General features: G+C 46.8%; 14 protein-coding genes. 13 read left to right on the top strand and 1 reads right to left on the bottom strand.

Translation table 11 applies throughout. From position 1 onward, the window contains the following. Positions 1 to 99 precede the first annotated feature (99 nt). Positions 100 to 597, bottom strand: a complete 498-nt coding sequence (locus tag DW025_RS13855; RefSeq protein ID WP_120000390.1) for a DUF5721 family protein — start codon at positions 595 to 597, stop codon at positions 100 to 102. 183 nt (positions 598 to 780) lie between these two features. Here DW025_RS13855 and glgA point away from each other — a divergent pair, with 183 nt between their 5' ends. From glgA to pknB, 13 genes are all read left to right on the top strand, one after another. Continuing rightward, positions 781 to 2,217, top strand: a complete 1,437-nt coding sequence (glgA, locus tag DW025_RS13860; protein WP_055224132.1) for a glycogen synthase GlgA — start codon at positions 781 to 783, stop codon at positions 2,215 to 2,217. 94 nt (positions 2,218 to 2,311) lie between these two features. Continuing rightward, positions 2,312 to 4,057, top strand: coding sequence for an Rqc2 family fibronectin-binding protein (locus DW025_RS13865; protein WP_117549458.1), 1,746 nt, complete (start codon positions 2,312 to 2,314; stop codon positions 4,055 to 4,057). A gap of 95 nt (positions 4,058 to 4,152) precedes the next feature. Continuing rightward, the gene (locus tag DW025_RS13870) at positions 4,153 to 5,031 is read left to right on the top strand and encodes a YicC/YloC family endoribonuclease (RefSeq protein WP_117549075.1); all 879 of its coding nucleotides are present in this window, start codon (positions 4,153 to 4,155) and stop codon (positions 5,029 to 5,031) included. Positions 5,032 to 5,058: 27 nt separating this feature from the next. After that, positions 5,059 to 5,697, top strand: coding sequence for a guanylate kinase (gene gmk, locus DW025_RS13875; protein ID WP_117549074.1), 639 nt, complete (start codon positions 5,059 to 5,061; stop codon positions 5,695 to 5,697). Between the two features lie 77 nt (positions 5,698 to 5,774). Then, a complete protein-coding gene (gene rpoZ / locus DW025_RS13880) occupies positions 5,775 to 6,014 on the top strand; it encodes a DNA-directed RNA polymerase subunit omega (RefSeq protein WP_015534811.1) in 240 nt (79 codons plus the stop codon). Between the two features lie 137 nt (positions 6,015 to 6,151). Beyond that, on the top strand, positions 6,152 to 7,705 hold the full coding sequence (locus tag DW025_RS13885) for a UDP-N-acetylmuramoyl-L-alanyl-D-glutamate--2,6-diaminopimelate ligase (protein WP_120000391.1): 1,554 nt from the start codon (positions 6,152 to 6,154) through the stop codon (positions 7,703 to 7,705). After that, positions 7,674 to 9,932 carry a replication restart helicase PriA gene (priA, locus tag DW025_RS13890; protein ID WP_120000393.1) on the top strand — a complete coding sequence of 753 codons (2,259 nt, stop codon included), beginning with the start codon at positions 7,674 to 7,676 and terminating at the stop codon, positions 9,930 to 9,932. The genes DW025_RS13885 and priA overlap by 32 nt, the downstream gene beginning before the upstream one ends. A gap of 20 nt (positions 9,933 to 9,952) precedes the next feature. Further along, positions 9,953 to 10,420, top strand: a complete 468-nt coding sequence (gene def, locus DW025_RS13895) for a peptide deformylase (protein WP_015534815.1) — start codon at positions 9,953 to 9,955, stop codon at positions 10,418 to 10,420. 34 nt (positions 10,421 to 10,454) lie between these two features. Continuing rightward, positions 10,455 to 11,381: a methionyl-tRNA formyltransferase gene (gene fmt, locus DW025_RS13900; protein WP_118649089.1), complete on the top strand. Its 927-nt coding sequence runs from the start codon at positions 10,455 to 10,457 to the stop codon at positions 11,379 to 11,381. Between the two features lie 35 nt (positions 11,382 to 11,416). Then, positions 11,417 to 12,754: a 16S rRNA (cytosine(967)-C(5))-methyltransferase RsmB gene (gene rsmB, locus DW025_RS13905; RefSeq protein ID WP_120000414.1), complete on the top strand. Its 1,338-nt coding sequence runs from the start codon at positions 11,417 to 11,419 to the stop codon at positions 12,752 to 12,754. A 30-nt stretch (positions 12,755 to 12,784) separates the two neighbouring features. Next, the gene (gene rlmN, locus DW025_RS13910; RefSeq protein ID WP_015534818.1) at positions 12,785 to 13,861 is read left to right on the top strand and encodes a 23S rRNA (adenine(2503)-C(2))-methyltransferase RlmN; all 1,077 of its coding nucleotides are present in this window, start codon (positions 12,785 to 12,787) and stop codon (positions 13,859 to 13,861) included. A gap of 83 nt (positions 13,862 to 13,944) precedes the next feature. Further along, positions 13,945 to 14,679: a Stp1/IreP family PP2C-type Ser/Thr phosphatase gene (locus DW025_RS13915; protein WP_015534819.1), complete on the top strand. Its 735-nt coding sequence runs from the start codon at positions 13,945 to 13,947 to the stop codon at positions 14,677 to 14,679. Positions 14,680 to 14,685: 6 nt separating this feature from the next. Then, positions 14,686 to 16,896 carry a Stk1 family PASTA domain-containing Ser/Thr kinase gene (pknB, locus tag DW025_RS13920; RefSeq protein ID WP_120000395.1) on the top strand — a complete coding sequence of 737 codons (2,211 nt, stop codon included), beginning with the start codon at positions 14,686 to 14,688 and terminating at the stop codon, positions 16,894 to 16,896. Positions 16,897 to 16,898 lie beyond the last annotated feature (2 nt).

The raw sequence follows: 16,898 nt of genomic DNA on the forward strand, positions 1-16,898 counted from the left end.
TCAGACAAAATGAGTGCTAACAGGGGGCGGCGCGTAAAAAAATCCGGCATCAGATGAGGTGCCGGATCTTCAAAAATCATATTAAATTTCTTCAAAAAATCAGCTTTCGGTGAAATATATTCCGGCAGTCTTCAGGAAATCCCTGATCTCCGCATCCCACACATGCTCAAGGGTCTTATCCATGGTGAATATGTTCTGGGTCGCCATGGATGTGAGTTGTATGCTCATGCCGTCATAGTAGACGTTCAAGGTGAGATTTGCCACATCGGATACCGGTATGGTGAGATGGTTCTTCTCAAGCATATCCATGATGTCCGGCTGGGAGAGCACGAGCACTATCTTGAAGCTCAGTGGCAGCTTCTTTCCTCTTATAACATTATATACATGTGTTTTTATGGACTCCCATGAGGCGTAGGATGTGGAAGCCATGAGCTCCAGCTCCTCCTTGTCATAGAAATCCTTGTTTACCCTTCCGTCAAAGCTGTATGTTATCCCGCTTTTTACAAATGCTTCCATGGCGAGAAAACGGTCAAATGTATTGTCCATCAGAAGCTTCTTCACGAAGTCCCTGGTCTCGGTGATGGTGATGTCTAACATTGAAAATCTCCTGTTTTCTGGATTGTGATCGCAGCCGTATCTGCGTGCGGCTGCATGCTAAAAGTATATCAGCGGAATGTGGCAAATGCAACAATATAGATACACTGATTTATTGAATTATGGATACCCGTGTGATATAATATACAAGGATTTAATGTCTAAATGTCATGGAGGGTTTATTTGATGAAGAAGGTTGCATATATAGCATCAGAGTGTGTGCCATTTATAAAGACGGGTGGTCTTGCGGATGTAGTTGGAACACTGCCAAAGATATTTGATAAGAACGAGTATGATGTGAGAGTCATCATGCCGAATTATCTCTGTATTCCGAACAAGTACAGGGAGAAGATGCAGTATATAACGCATTTTTATATGGACATCGGTTACAAGAATGATTATGTTGGCGTTATGTATCTGGAGTATGAGGGTGTCAAGGTATATTTCATAGATAACGAGTATTACTTTAACGGATTTACACCTTATGGTGATGTAAAGTGGGATATCGAGAAGTTCTGTTATTTCTCAAAGGCAGCGCTTTCGATCCTTCCATCGATCGGTTTCCAGCCGGATATACTTCACTGTCATGACTGGCAGGCAGGACTTGTGCCTGTATATCTCAAGACTCTGTTTGCAGGAGATATGTTCTATACAAGCATGAAGTCTGTTATGACTATTCATAATCTCCAGTTCCAGGGCAAGTGGGATATAAAGACCATTCAGGAGTATTCAGGGCTCCCTGATTATGTATTTACACCGGACAAGCTGGAGATCCAGAAGGATGCTGCCATGCTCAAGGGCGGACTTGTATATGCAGATAAGATAACAACGGTAAGTAACACATATGCCAAGGAGATACAGACTCCATATTATGGAGAGGGACTTGACGGGCTCTTAAGTGCCAGATGGCAGTCACTCTGGGGCATTGTCAACGGTATAGATTACGAGGTATGGAATCCTGCAACAGATCCACAGGTATATAAGAACTACAGCGTGGATAACTTCAGACAGCTCAAGAAGATCAACAAGATCGAACTGCAGAAGGAATGTGGACTTCCTCAGGATGAGAATCAGTTTGTAATAGGAATCATATCCAGACTCACAGACCAGAAGGGTCTTGATCTGGTTGACAGGATCATGAACGATATATGCTGTGACGGAGTACAGTTCATCGTCCTCGGAACCGGTGACGGCAAGTACGAGAACATGTTCAAGTATTATCAGGGAATACATCCTGCAAAGGTATCAGCGAACATCTATTATTCAGATGAGAGATCTCATAAGATGTATGCAGGCTGCGATGTGATGCTCGTGCCTTCAAGATTTGAGCCATGTGGACTCACACAGCTCATGGCACTCAGATATGGCACAGTTCCAGTAGTAAGAGAGACAGGTGGTCTTGCAGATACTGTTGAGGCTTATAATCAGTTCGAGGGTACAGGAACAGGATTCTCATTTGCTAATTATGATGCATATGAGCTCCTCAATGCCATAAACTATGCAAAGGAAGTGTACTATAACAACAAAGAGGCATGGTATGGAATCCAGGAGCGTGGCATGAGACAGGATTACTCATGGTACAACTCAGCGAATATATATAAGGATCTCTACAATTCACTGTAGGATCAGGATAGCAGTAATGTGGTAGTAGATATGGAAGAGGCAGAGAATGAATTTGCATTTTCTGCCTTTTTTCAGGGATATAGGAGAGACAGATATGGCGTTTGACGGAATAGTGATATCCAATGTGGTAAGAGACATGAAGGAGAAGCTCATCGACGGAAGGATATATAAGATATATCAGCCGGAGAAGGACGAGCTCAACATAGTAATAAAGAATAACAGGGAGAATTACAGGCTGCTCATGTCTGCGGATGCAAGCCTCCCGCTTATATACTTTCAGCAGTCCGCCAAGGAGAATCCTATGACAGCGCCGAATTTCTGTATGCTCCTCAGGAAGCATATCAACAACGGAAGGATAGTTGATGTGTATCAGCCGGGCTTTGAGAGAATAGTTGTCATGGTCATCGAGCATCTGGACGAGCTTGGAGATCTAAAGAGAAAGAAACTCATCATAGAGATCATGGGTAAGCACAGCAATATCATATTTGCCACGGATGAGAATGTCATCATCGACAGCATAAAGCATATATCCCATATGGTGAGCTCAGTGAGGGAGGTTCTTCCGGGCAGGACTTATGAGTATCCTCCGGCGGGAGGAAAGGTATCCCCGCTTGAGATAGAGCGCGGGGACTTCATAGAGCGTGTGAGCTCGAGCCCTACGAATATCATAAAGGCGATATACCAGAACATAACCGGATTTTCACCGGTTGTGGCGAGTGAGATAACCTACAGGGCAGGACTTGACGGCAACATGCCTGTGGACAGCATGAGCGAGGCGGATGTCGCAAGGCTTTATGATGAATTTGCCGGGATAGTATCTGATATAAGGAACGGGAACTATACTCCTGAAATCATACTGGACGGTTACACTCCAGTGGAGTTCTCGTCGGTGCATCTGTCGATGTACAGCGACAAGACCATAGAATCAAGGGATGACATTTCAAAGGTGCTTGATGAGTATTTCTACAGAAAGAGTGCGGTCACAAGGATAAGACAGAAGTCATCGGATCTCAGAAAGATCGTCTCGAATGCCATTGAGAGAACGAGCAAGAAATACGACCTGCAGCTCGCTCAGTTAAAGGACACTGAATCCAGGGAAAAGTACCGTGTGTACGGAGAACTGATCAACACATATGGTTACAATATAGAACAGGGAGCGGACAGTTTTGAGGCTCTCAACTACTATACTAACGAGATGATAAAGATCCCGCTTGACAAGACCATATCTGTTATGGATAACTCCAAGAGATATTTTGCGAGATACAACAAGCTCAAGAGGACTTATGAGGCACTTACACAGCTCACTGTCGAGACGAAGAGTGAGCTGGAGCATCTTCAGTCGGTACAGACGTTCCTTGATATGGCGATAGATGAGAATTCACTGGCACAGGTCAAGGAGGAGCTCGTAGCCTGCGGATATGTAAAGGGACATTACGGACGCAAGGGCGACAGGAAAAAGGCAAAGTCGAAACCGCTGCACTACATATCCAGCGATGGATTCCATATGTATGTGGGCAAGAATAATATCCAGAACGATGAGCTCACATTTAAATTCGCAAATGGTGGGGATATGTGGTTCCATGCTAAGAAGATGCCGGGTTCCCATGTCATCGTGAGACTTGAGGGTGCGGGAGAACTTCCTGATTCTACATATGAGGAGGCGGCAAGACTTGCAGCGTATTATTCGTCTGGAAGGACGGCACCGAAGGTGGAGATAGACTATACCGAGCGCAGAAATATCAAAAAGCCTGCGGGGGCAAAGCCTGGATTTGTAATATATCATACGAATTACTCGATGATCGCAGAGCCGAGGATTGCGGGAATAGAGGAAGTACAATAAATAATTTGATTTTTAAACAGGTGTGAAGTATAATATATTATCTGTTATCAGGTAATTGAAAACAACATATAACCTGGGAATATTAGGAGACAGATATGGTAAAAAGCATGACAGGATTTGGCCGCAGCGAGAGGGTGACTGATGCATACAAGATAGTTGTAGAGATGAAGTCAGTCAATCACAGATTCTGCGACATCAATATAAAGCTCCCAAAGAAGATAAGCTTCTTTGAGACAAACATAAGAACATATCTCAAAAAATATATTGAGAGAGGAAAGGTTGACGTGTTCATCACATACGAGGATTTCTCGGATGACAATGTCAAGCTGAAGTACAACAAGGACGTTGCCGAGAAGTACATGGGATATTTCGAGGAGATGTCCAAGGATTTTGGAATTGAGAACAGCATAACACCTGCACAGCTTGGAGGCTTCCCTGACGTGTTCACGGTTGAGGAGCAGGCGGTTGACCAGGATGAGCTGTGGAAGATAATAGAGACATCCCTTGACGAGGCTGCGAAGGTGTTCGTGCAGTCGAGGATAACAGAGGGAGAGAACCTTAAGAAGGACATGATCGACAAGCTTGACGGAATGAGAGCTGCCGTTGATTATATAGAGGAGATATCACCTGAACTTGTGGAGGAGTACAGACGCAAGCTCACGGACAAGATCACAGAGGTTCTTGACAATCCTGTTATAGATGAGAACAGGATCGCCACAGAGGTCGTTATATATGCGGACAAGATATGTGTGGACGAGGAGACTGTAAGGCTTAAGAGCCATATCAGCAGCACGAAGAAGATTCTGGAGGATGGCGGAAGCGTCGGCAGGAAGCTGGATTTCATCGCACAGGAGATGAACAGAGAGGCGAACACGATACTTTCAAAGGCCAATTCACTTGATGTGTCAGACAAGGCGATACAGCTCAAGACTGACATAGAGAAGGTCAGAGAGCAGATACAGAATCTGGAATAGAATACATAATTTTTAGAGGTAATGATGATGGCAGATAAGAGTACAAAGCGTGGATCGCTCATAGTCATATCCGGTTTTTCAGGAGTTGGAAAGGGCACAGTTGTCAAGAGACTTGTGTCGGATTTTGGATATAACCTTTCAGTGTCGGCGACGACAAGATCACCGAGAGAGGGTGAGGTCGATGGAAGAGAGTATTATTTCATGGATCGCAAGGATTTTGAGAATCTCATTGACTACGGCGGATTTATCGAGTGGACACAGTATGTAGAGAATTATTATGGAACTCCAAAGAAGTATGTTGAGGAGAAGCTTGCTGATGGCAAGGACGTCATACTCGAGATAGAGGTCATGGGTGCACTCAATGTCAAGAAGCAGTTCCCTGATGCGCTTCTCATATTTATATCAGCTCCAAGCATAAGCGAGCTTAAGAGCAGACTGGCAGGAAGAGGAACAGAGTCGGAGGAGACCATAATCAAGAGACTCCGAAAGGCCACAGAGGAAGCTGAGGACATGGACAAGTACGACTACATCATAGTCAACGATGATCTGGACGAGTGTATACACACCGTGGATTCAGTCATCAGAAGCTATGGCTGCAGAAGAGATAATCAGCTTGGATATATAGCCGGAATAAAAGAAGAGCTTGCAGAGATAAAGAAACTCTGATAAATTAGACTGGATAACAGTGGACAGCAGTTTAGAAGAATATTTCAATAATCATATAAGAAAGGGGATATAATATCATGTTACATCCATCATACACAGACTTAATGTCAGTAGTAAATGCAGAGGTTGAGCCAGGTGAGCAGCCTGTAGTAAACAGCAGATATTCAATCGTTCTTGCAACAGCAAAGAGAGCAAGAGAGATCATTGATGGCCAGGAGCCTATGGTGGCAGCAGACCCAAAGAAGAAGCCATTATCCATCGCTGTAGATGAAGTTTACCATGGAAAGGTAAAGATCGTCGGAGCAGACGAGGATTAACAGACCGGAATATATAGCGGTAAGTGAGAAGAATGGAGGTTGGAGCTTTTAGCACAGCCTCCTATTTTTCTGATACACAACTGTGCCGGATGTGGCATATTCTAAATAAACAGGAATATGTCGACGGGAGGTGTATCATGAGGGCGTCAGATGTTCTAAAAGGCACGGTCTATGAGATCCTGGCAGGGGACATTGACTGTCAGATTACGGATCTGGCAGATGATTCCAGAGATGTCACACAGGGAACTCTTTTTGTGTGCCGGAGAGGTGCGAGAACAGATGGACATCGCTATATAGATGATGCCGTGGCAAGGGGCGCAGCGTGTATAGTCATGACAGATGATATCGGCATACCTGCGGAGCGGTCAGCCGGACGCTGGGGGGATACCGATTGTGTACTGATCGTGAGACTGTATGACTATCGCCACGGTATAGGAATGATATGTAATAATTTCTGGAATTTTCCGTCACGAAGTATGAAGGTTATAGGTGTGACCGGGACAAAGGGAAAGACCACGGTCGCATGTATGATAAAGTCTATGCTGGACAGATGGGGGCGTAGAACCGGTCTTGTGGGAACCATAGAGATCGATGACTGTATCCGGAAGATACCATCTGTGAACACCACTCCGGGAACGATATATCTCCATCGCAAGCTTGCAGACATGGTGGCAAATGGTGCGGAATACTGCGTCATGGAGGTATCGTCACAGGGGCTTATGCACGGCCGTGTGTCAGGGATAGAATTTGATATATGCGTATATACAAATCTTGCTCCGGATCACATTGGGCGGAATGAACACCGCACATTTGCCGAGTATGGGAGATGGAAGAGAAGCCTGTTCTCAAAGTGTAAGACTGCGGTGATAAATGCAGATGACATGTATTCTGGGTGTATTGCTGCCGAGGCTGTGAATGCAGGGGCTGAAGTGGTATATTATGGTGTGAGGAATCACACTGCAGCCGGGGATGGCAATGTGTGTATGGCGGGAGCGATACACAGGCTCATTCTCCATAGAGTTATGGGGATAGGCTATGAGTGTGAGAGAACGGACGGGGAGAGCACTTACATGACTGTTGGCATACCGGGAGAGTTCAATGTGTACAATTCTCTTGCTGCGGTAACCACTTGCGGGATCATCGGGATACCGATGGAGGTAATGCAGGATTCGCAGTCGGATATGAAGGTGAGGGGCAGACTCGAGCCGGTGGAGATTCCGGGATACGCAAGGATATTCATCGATTATGCCCACAATGCCGTGAGCCTGGAAAATGTACTGACCACCCTCAGACAGTACAGGCCGAAGAGGCTTATATGTCTGTTCGGATGCGGCGGCAACAGATCAGCCGGGCGCAGAAAAGGCATGGGATTTGTGTCGGGCAGGCTGGCGGATATGACGGTCATAACAAGTGATAACCCGAGGTTTGAATCCCCGGAGGCGATAATGACGGATATTGAGACCGGGGTTCTCGAGGGCGGAGGAGAATATGTAAAGATATGCAGCCGTCTGGATGCTATAAGATACGCTCTGGAGATTTCGGACAGGGATGATATAGTCCTTCTGGCCGGCAAAGGCCATGAGACATATCAGGATATAGAGGGACGCAGGACACAAATGGACGAGAGAGAAATGATACGGCAGATATTGGAGGAGAAAAATGCGGGGATTGTACGCAGATGTGATAATTGATATATCCCATGAGGCGATAGACAGAACATTTCAATATGCTATTCCTGACGATATTGCCGGCAGGATACAGATAGGAAGTCAGGTCAACATTCCATTTGGCAAGGGAAATAATCTGAGAAAAGGCTATGTCATAGGGATATCGGATTCCACGGAATATGATGAGAGCAGGATAAAGTCTATAGATTCTCTGTGCGAGGACGGCGTGGCAGCTCCGGGAAGGCTCCTTGCCCTTGCGGCGTGGATAAAGGAGAACTACGGCTCCACCATGATAAATGCCATCCAGACGGTGATGCCGGTGAAAAAAACGGTTAAGTCCGTGGTGGTCAGATATGTTGTCCTTTCATGCGAGGATGTGGACACATGGGAATACAGATATATGAAGAAGAATGCCAGGGCAAAGCTCAGGCTCCTCCGCGAGCTTATGGTGAGACATGAGCTCCCAATGACGGAGGCCACCGGGACTTTGAATGTGTCACATCAGGCGGTTAAGGCCATGGAGGACGAAGGTGTCGTTCGTATCGTTGAGGACAGCAGATACCGGGATGTGGTGTCTGACGCGGTGAGGCAGCAGGCATTTGAGGCTCCTGATATAGAGCTTAACAGTGACCAGCAGAGGATAGTCGATGATTTCGTAAGTGATGCAGATCAGGGTATACACAGGACTTATCTTCTTCATGGCGTGACGGGAAGCGGCAAGACTGAGGTGTATGTGAGGTGTATCCGTGAAGTCGTCCGCGCGGGCAGACAGGCGATCGTGCTGATACCTGAGATAGCACTCACGTATCAGACACTGACATATTTCTCCAGATACTTTGGTGACCGTGTGACCATGGTCAACTCAAAGCTCAGCAGCGGGGAGAAGTATGATCAGTTTGAGCGCGCAAGGAAGGGCGATGTGGATGTGGTGATAGGCCCGAGGTCTGCGCTGTTTACCCCATTTGAGAAGCTGGGGCTGATAATAATAGACGAGGAGCATGAGAGCAGCTATAAGAGTGACAGCCCGCCAAAATATCACGCAAGGGAGACTGCCATAGAACGTGCAAGGCTTGAGGGGGCGAGTGTCATACTCGGTTCCGCAACTCCTTCCGTGGAGAGCTACAAGCGTGCACTGGCGGGTGAGTACAGGCTGTGGACCATGGACAGCCGTGTTGAGGGCAGAGCCATGGCAGAGACAAGCATAGTAGATCTCAGGGATGAACTCCACCGGGGCAACAGATCCATAATAAGCGACGAGCTTGCAAATGATATAGCGGACAGGCTCAGCAAGCGGGAACAGATCATACTGTTCATCAACAAGCGGGGATATAACAGCTTTGTATCCTGCAGGAGCTGCGGAGAGGCAGTGAAATGTCCGCACTGTGACGTGTCCATGGCACTGCACTCTGGAAATAATACACAGAAGGGCGTGCTTGTGTGCCACTACTGCGGATTCAGAATGCCGGAGCCGGACAAATGTCCGGCGTGCGGTTCAAAGCTCATAGGAGGCTATGGAGTCGGAACCGAGAAGGTCGAGCAGGAGGTACACAGGTTGTTCCCGGAGGCCAGGACTTTAAGGATGGACAGGGATACGACCTCGAAGAAGAATTCTCATGAGCAGATACTTGAGAGCTTCGGAAGAGGCGATGCGGACATACTCATTGGAACCCAGATGATAGTCAAGGGACATGACTTTTCCAGAGTGACACTTGTGGGTGTGCTGCTGGCGGATCTCACACTGTTCAGCGGAGACTACAGAGCCGGTGAGAGGACATTTGACCTGCTGACCCAGGCTGCGGGAAGAGCCGGAAGGGGTGATGTGCCCGGAAAGGTTGTGATACAGACCTACAAGCCGGACAACTACGCCATAACTGCGGCAGCGTCCCAGAATTACAGGGCATTCTACGATATCGAGGAGGCGTACAGATCACTCATGAGGTATCCGCCGGAGTGGAATATGATGGTCATAATGGGCACGGGCATGGACGAAGAACAGCTTGCCAATATAATGGATAGGATGTATTCTCTTATAAGGGGAAAATATATAAATGCAGGACATCTGTCTGTGATCGGTCCTTCGGAACCGGCCATATCAAAGATAAAGGATGTGTACAGGCGGGTGTTGTATATAAAACACCGGGATTACAGGATGCTGGTGGATGTCAAGGATTATGTCGAGGAATGGCTTAAGGAGAACGGAGAGAACGATGTGAGCGTATTCTTTGACCTGAATCCGGTAAATATGTATTAGTGAAAAGGAGATTTGTGGACATGGCGATAAGAAATATAAGATATGACGGAGATGACATACTCAGAAAGGTGTGCAGACCGGTTGAGAAGATGGATGACAGAACACTTACACTCATAGATGACATGTTTGATACCATGTATGAGGCAAATGGAGTTGGACTTGCCGCACCTCAGGTTGGAATCCTCAAGAGGATAGTTGTTATTGATGTCGGCGATGACAATCCACTCTGTCTTATAAATCCTGTGATAACAGAATCAGACGGAGAGCAGACAGGTGAGGAGGGATGCCTCAGCCTTCCTGGAAAATTTGGAACAGTTACAAGACCTATGCATGTAATATGCAAGGCATTTGACGAGAATATGGAGGAGTTTACAGTCGAGGGAGAGGGACTTCTGGCGAGAGCTATCTGCCACGAGCTTGATCATCTTGACGGAAAGCTCTACAAGGATCTTGTCGAGGATGGCCTTCACGAGGTAGAGCAGAATTAAGAGATACTTAACCTATAACAAGGAGGACATGCAGATGAGAGTTATATATATGGGAACCCCTGATTTTGCCGTGCACGCACTTGTATCCATAGTGGAAGCGGGACATGACGTTGTGGCATGCTTTACGCAGCCGGACAAGGCAAAGGGAAGGAGCAAAAAGCTTCAACCGACACCGGTGAAGGTACAGGCAATGGAATATGATATTCCGGTATATCAGCCGGTGAAGCTCCGTGAGCAGGAGAACGTGGACATCATCAGAGCGTATGCACCTGATGTGATAGTTGTGGCAGCATATGGCCAGATACTTCCTGAGAGCATACTCAATATTCCGAAGTACGGATGTGTCAATATCCATGCATCGCTGCTCCCGAAGTACCGCGGTGCGGCACCTATCGAGTGGGCGATCATTGACGGCGAGAAGGAGACCGGAGTCACCACCATGTACATGGCAAAGGGACTTGATACCGGAGATATGATAGAACATTCGATTGTGTCTATCGGTGACGATGACACTGGAGAGACATTGACGGACAAGCTTGCGGCAAGCGGTGCGCAGCTTATACTGTCAACCCTTGAAAAGCTTGAGAATGGAACTGCGGTCCGGACCCCTCAGGATGACAGCCTGAGCTGTTACGCTTCCATGTTGAACAAGGGTATGGGAGATATAGATTTCAGTGAGCCGGCAGAGAAGATAGAGAGACTTGTGAGAGGTCTTCAGCCATGGCCTTGTGCATACACAAGGATAGGCGGCAAGAATGTCAAGATATATGGGGCAAAGGTAGTGAGCCGTGAGGATGGCATTGCACCGGGTGAGATAACCATGGTGACCAAGAAGACATTTGCCATAGCGTGTGGACAGGATGCACTCCAGATAACAAGATTGCAGCCTGAGGGCAAGAAGCCTATGGATGCGGCGGCGTTCCTTGCGGGCAATAAACTCACAGCCGGAGAGCACATCTGATCAAATATATCTGATGAAGAATGGACAGAGGTAGAATGGATACAAAGACTCGAGAGGTGGTTCTGACCACATTACTGGACATAGAGAAAAATCATACATTTTCAAATATAGCACTTGGAACGGCACTCCGCGCCAACCAGTTCATGAGCAAACAGGACAGGGCGTACATCACGAGAATGGTCGAGGGAGTCACAGAGCAGAGGATAAAGCTGGACTACATAATAAACCAGTTCTCCAAAACAAAGGTGAACAAGTGCAAGCCGCTCATAAGATGCGTCCTCAGGATGGGAACTTACGAGCTGTTCTTTATGGACTCTGTTCCGGATTCGGCTGCCTGCAACCTGTCGGTGAAGCTGGCGGTGGATCATGGATTTGGAAGCCTCAGAGGCTTTGTCAACGGAGTGCTCAGAAATATCGCAAGAAACAGGGATGGTATAAAATACCCTGATAAGAACACATCACCTTTGGAATACTATTCGGTTGAATATTCAGTTCCTGTGGAGCTTGTGGAGATACTGCTGCAGGACTATGACAGAGAAACGGTGGACAGGATACTCGGAAGCAGCTACGAAATGCGTCCGACATCCATAAGGGTGAATACAGACAGGATAAGCGTTGATGAAGTCGAGAGGAAGCTGGAGGCCGCTGGAATAGAGACAGTGCGAGGAAGCCTGAATGACACATCACTTCTTATAAAGGGATATGATTATGTCAGAAGGATCCCAGGATTCATGGATGGAGAATTTGTTGTACAGGATCAGAGTTCGTGTCTGGCTGTAAGGGCAGCAGGTATACAGAATGGAGATCTGGTGGTGGATGTGTGTGCAGCACCGGGCGGCAAAACCATGTATGCCGCAAGTCTTGCGGGACAGACAGGAAGGGTTATCTCAAGGGATCTCACCGAGAACAAGACGGAGCTCATAGAGGAGAACGTGGACAGACTTGGACTGACAAATGTCACTGTCGAGGCATGGGATGCGAGAGACCTTGATGAGAACCTTGTCGGAAAGGCTGATGTGGTAATAGCAGACCTTCCGTGTTCGGGACTTGGCATAATGGGCAGGAAGAACGATATCAAGTACAATGTGACAGGTGACAGCATAGACGAGCTGGCACAGCTTCAAAGGGATATTCTTGACACTGTATCCAGATATGTGAAAACGGGTGGAACACTGGTGTATTCGACATGTACTATAGACAGCAGGGAGAATCAGAACAATGTTAAGTGGTTTGTGGAAAATCATGATTTTGAGACTGTGAGTATAGATGAGATTGTACCGGGGCACGGCGGCGATAAAGGATATGTAACTCTGTTACAGGGAGTCGATGAGTGTGATGGATTTTTCATATCGAAGTTCGTGCGTACAAAATAGATAGAACATGTATAAAAGATTGGACAGAGTATGGAAGTAAAGGATAGAGAAGATAAGGATATTAGACAGCCGGATCTGAAATCAATGAATATGGAAGAACTCAGGAACTGGGTCACCGGTGCCGGTCAGCCGGCATTCAGGGCGAAGCAGATATATCAGTGGTTTCATGTGAAGCTTGCGGACGGAACGGAGGAGATGACCAATCTGCCGAAAAGCCTCAGAGAGAAGATGGATGAATATGGAATATATGGTGTGAGCGTTGTCACCAGACTCATTTCAGAGGATGACGGCACAAATAAATTCCTGTTCAGACTCCATGATGGGAATGTCATAGAGAGCGTGCTCATGAAGTACAAGCATGGCAATTCCGTGTGCATATCATCCCAGGTGGGCTGCCGTATGGGCTGCAGGTTCTGTGCATCGACCATAGGCGGGCTGGTGAGGAATCTCACAGCGTCCGAGATGCTGTCACAGATATACAGCATCCAGAAGATAACAGGTGAGCGTGTGTCAAATGTGGTCGTGATGGGAACAGGAGAGCCGCTGGATAACTTTGACAATCTTGTCAGGTTCATAGAGATGCTGACGGACGAGAATGGACTGAACATAAGCCAGAGAAATGTCACAGTGTCGAGCTGCGGTTTAGTGCCTGAGATAAAGAGGCTTGCGGATATGGGGCTTTCCATTACATTTGCATTGTCGCTTCACGCGCCAAATGACGAGGACAGAAGGGCACTCATGCCGATAGCCAACAGATACAGCATTGCAGAGGTTCTGGACGCCTGTGATTATTACTTTGATAGGACGGGCAGGAGGATAACATTTGAGTATTCTCTTGTAAAAGGGCAGAATGACAGCCCTGAGAAGGCATGCGAGCTGGCGCGTCTCATAAGGGGAAGAAACTGCCATGTGAACCTCATCCCCGTAAATCCGATCAAGGAGAGGGATTACGAGAGGGCGGATAACAGCGCCATTGAGAATTTCAAAAATATTCTGGAGAGAAACCAGATAACAGCTACGGTGCGAAGAAGCATGGGGCGTGACATAGACGCAGCGTGCGGACAGCTCCGCCGTAAATATGAGGAGGAGAACAAGACGGATAAATAGTTCGTCTTGTTCTTTTTTATGTGTTGTGCTAAAATAGGCAAGGTGGCGTATCAGATAATATTTTAGGCTGATGGAGAGAATATATGAAATCATTTGGAATAACAGATGTTGGAAAAAAGCGTTCCATGAATCAGGACAGCATATTTTATACAGATGAGCCAATAGGGGCTATCAGCAATCTGTACATAGTTGCGGATGGCATGGGCGGTCATAAGGCCGGGGACGTTGCATCCAGAACGGCGATTGAAGCCGCAGTTGAATATATAAGTGAAAGCGAGATAAGCAATCCTGTATCGCTGCTCAAGAGGGCGATAATATATGCCAATGACAAGGTGTATAAGCTTGCGCTCAGCAATCCGGAGGATTACGCAGGTATGGGAACGACATTTGTAGCTGCAGTGATCGATGATGGAATCATGTATGTCGCGAATATAGGTGACAGCAGATTATATATAGTTAACAATGAGATAAGACAGGTCACACTTGATCACTCATTGGTTGAGGAGCTGATAAGGAATGGTCAGCTCGACAGGAATAAGGGACGGAATCATCCAGAGAAGAACATTATAACCCGAGCACTTGGAATAGGTGATGATGTGGTTCCGGATTTCTTTGAAGTAGAACTTTCAGCGGATGATAAGATCCTTCTATGTTCTGATGGTTTGTCGAACATGATAGAGGACGACGAGATTCGGGACATTGTATCAGAGTCGGATGATCTTAAGACAGTCGGTGAGAAGCTGGTGGAGAGAGCGAATTACTACGGCGGCAAGGACAATATATCTGCCGTTGTAGCTGCGATAGATTGGGAGGAATAAATTGGTATGTTAAATCCGGGAACGATGCTCAGCGGTCGTTATGAGATCATAGAATTGGTTGGATCTGGCGGTATGTCAGAGGTATATAAGGCAAAATGTCATGTGTTAAACAGATATGTTGCCATAAAGGTGCTTAAGCCTGAGTTCAGCTCAGACGTTAATTTTGTTACAAAGTTCAGGATAGAGGCCCAGTCTGCGGCGGGGCTGTCACATCCTAATATTGTGAATGTATACGATGTCGGTGAGGACAACGGAATATATTATATAGTAATGGAGCTTGTGGAGGGAACCACCCTCAAGGAATATATACAGGCCCACGGCAGAATAGAGCCTATGCAGGCGATCGATTTTGCCATACAGATAGCCCAGGGACTTCAGGCAGCCCATGAGCATCACACGATACACAGAGATATAAAGCCTCAGAACATCATCATGTCGAACAACGGCACGCTGAAGGTTACTGATTTCGGAATCGCAAGAGCCGCATCGTCAAGCACGACCACGACAAATGCGATGGGTAGTGTTCACTACATATCACCGGAGCAGGCAAGGGGCGGATTCTCAGATGAGAGAAGTGATATTTATTCACTCGGTATCACCATGTATGAGATGCTCACAGGACATGTTCCATTTGAAGGCGAGAACAATGTGGCTATAGCGCTGATGCACATTCAGGGCGAGATGGTATCACCTAGGGAGTATTACCCGGATATACCTACAAGCCTTGAGAAGATCATAAGAAAGTGTACACAGAAGAAGCCGGAGAGACGATATCTCACAGCAAATGCGCTTATAGCTGATCTCAACAGAGTAAAAGAGAATCCTAATATAGATTGTATAGTGGTGCCTAAGACCAGCGTTCCTACATCCCCTACCATTGAGATGACAAAGCAGGAGATGGAGATGATCAAGACCGGAAGACAGGTCGATAAGGCAGATACTACGGAGATTCCACCTGTAAGTCCGAGAACGTCAGAGATCAAGGCTAACGTGCCAGTTATGCCGCCGTCACAGTTCGACGATCTGTTCCCAGATGACGACGATGAAGAGGATGATACGGACGAGTCAGTGGCAGATGATGGAGAACAGGAGCAGGAATACGATGGAGAAGAGGAGCTTGATCCAAGACTTAAGAAGATAATCATGGTATCAAGTATTGCCATCGCGGTGGTTCTTGCCATACTTGCCATACTTCTCATAGGCAAGATAGCCGGCTGGAATATTCTGGGCGGTAAGGGTAAGACGGAGGAAAGCACCGATGTCATAACCACAGAGGGAGCGAACGACACAACTGCACAGGAGACAGTACCTATGGTCAATGTAGTAGGTCTGTATAAGACTGCGGCTGAGGAGCAGATGAAGAAGAATGGCTTCACCAACTATACATTTGTGGAGAAGACAGATGCCACAGTTGAGAAGGGCTATGTAATATCACAGAGTATAGATGATGGAACATCCATAACAAAGGATACACAGATAACTATTTACGTGTCATCGGGCAAGGAAAAGACCAAGGTGCCGGATGTTTTCGGATATGAGGACAGTCAGGCCACAACATTGCTCGAGGAGGCAGGACTTAAGGTGACACATGGCTATGCGTACGATGATAATGTTGAGAAGGATCATGTAATATCCTCAGATCCTGTTGCCGGAACAGAGGTTGAGGAGGGCTCAACAGTCAAGATAATCATCAGTAACGGTAAGGAGACGAAGAAGATCGCAGTTCCTAACCTCAAGGGTATGTCTGAGGCAGATGCAGCAGATAAGCTTCAGGAGGTCAACCTGGTAGGCAATCCAAGCTATGAGTACAGCGATGATGTGAAGGAAGGCCAGGTAATATCACAGGATCCTGAGGTCAACACTGAGGTTGACGAGGGAACTACCGTGTCATATGTTGTCAGTAAGGGACCTCAGAAGGTTACATACTCTGTATCTTTCAGCGGTTCAATATCGAATATAGAGTTTGATTTTGATACATTTGGAAGTGTGACAGTTGACATCTCATACACAATAGGCAGACAGACATTCTCTGTATACAGCGGCAAGGCTGGTGCAGGAGACTTCCCTATCAATATAGATGGAGTTGAGGGTCCTACAGGACTTGAGAGCAACCAGGGATCATTCTCTGTGACCATCACGGATTCAGAGGGAATAGATGTCACATCAAGCTTTAACACGGGCGGTTTGTCCGCTACATTTACACAGGAGAGTAATTAGTA

The organism is Coprococcus sp. AF38-1, assembly GCF_003603945.1.
GTDB lineage: Bacteria > Bacillota > Clostridia > Lachnospirales > Lachnospiraceae > Coprococcus > Coprococcus aceti.

Bases quoted from the DNA above. Each gene is read 5' to 3' on its own strand.
- DW025_RS13855 (WP_120000390.1), bottom strand. From the start codon at position 597: ATGTTAGACATCACCATCACCGAGACCAGGGACTTCGTGAAGAAGCTT.
- glgA (WP_055224132.1), top strand. From the start codon at position 781: ATGAAGAAGGTTGCATATATAGCATCAGAGTGTGTGCCATTTATAAAG.
- DW025_RS13865 (WP_117549458.1), top strand. From the start codon at position 2,312: ATGGCGTTTGACGGAATAGTGATATCCAATGTGGTAAGAGACATGAAG.
- DW025_RS13870 (WP_117549075.1), top strand. From the start codon at position 4,153: ATGGTAAAAAGCATGACAGGATTTGGCCGCAGCGAGAGGGTGACTGAT.
- gmk (WP_117549074.1), top strand. From the start codon at position 5,059: ATGGCAGATAAGAGTACAAAGCGTGGATCGCTCATAGTCATATCCGGT.
- rpoZ (WP_015534811.1), top strand. From the start codon at position 5,775: ATGTTACATCCATCATACACAGACTTAATGTCAGTAGTAAATGCAGAG.
- DW025_RS13885 (WP_120000391.1), top strand. From the start codon at position 6,152: ATGAGGGCGTCAGATGTTCTAAAAGGCACGGTCTATGAGATCCTGGCA.
- priA (WP_120000393.1), top strand. From the start codon at position 7,674: ATGCGGGGATTGTACGCAGATGTGATAATTGATATATCCCATGAGGCG.
- def (WP_015534815.1), top strand. From the start codon at position 9,953: ATGGCGATAAGAAATATAAGATATGACGGAGATGACATACTCAGAAAG.
- fmt (WP_118649089.1), top strand. From the start codon at position 10,455: ATGAGAGTTATATATATGGGAACCCCTGATTTTGCCGTGCACGCACTT.
- rsmB (WP_120000414.1), top strand. From the start codon at position 11,417: ATGGATACAAAGACTCGAGAGGTGGTTCTGACCACATTACTGGACATA.
- rlmN (WP_015534818.1), top strand. From the start codon at position 12,785: ATGGAAGTAAAGGATAGAGAAGATAAGGATATTAGACAGCCGGATCTG.
- DW025_RS13915 (WP_015534819.1), top strand. From the start codon at position 13,945: ATGAAATCATTTGGAATAACAGATGTTGGAAAAAAGCGTTCCATGAAT.
- pknB (WP_120000395.1), top strand. From the start codon at position 14,686: ATGTTAAATCCGGGAACGATGCTCAGCGGTCGTTATGAGATCATAGAA.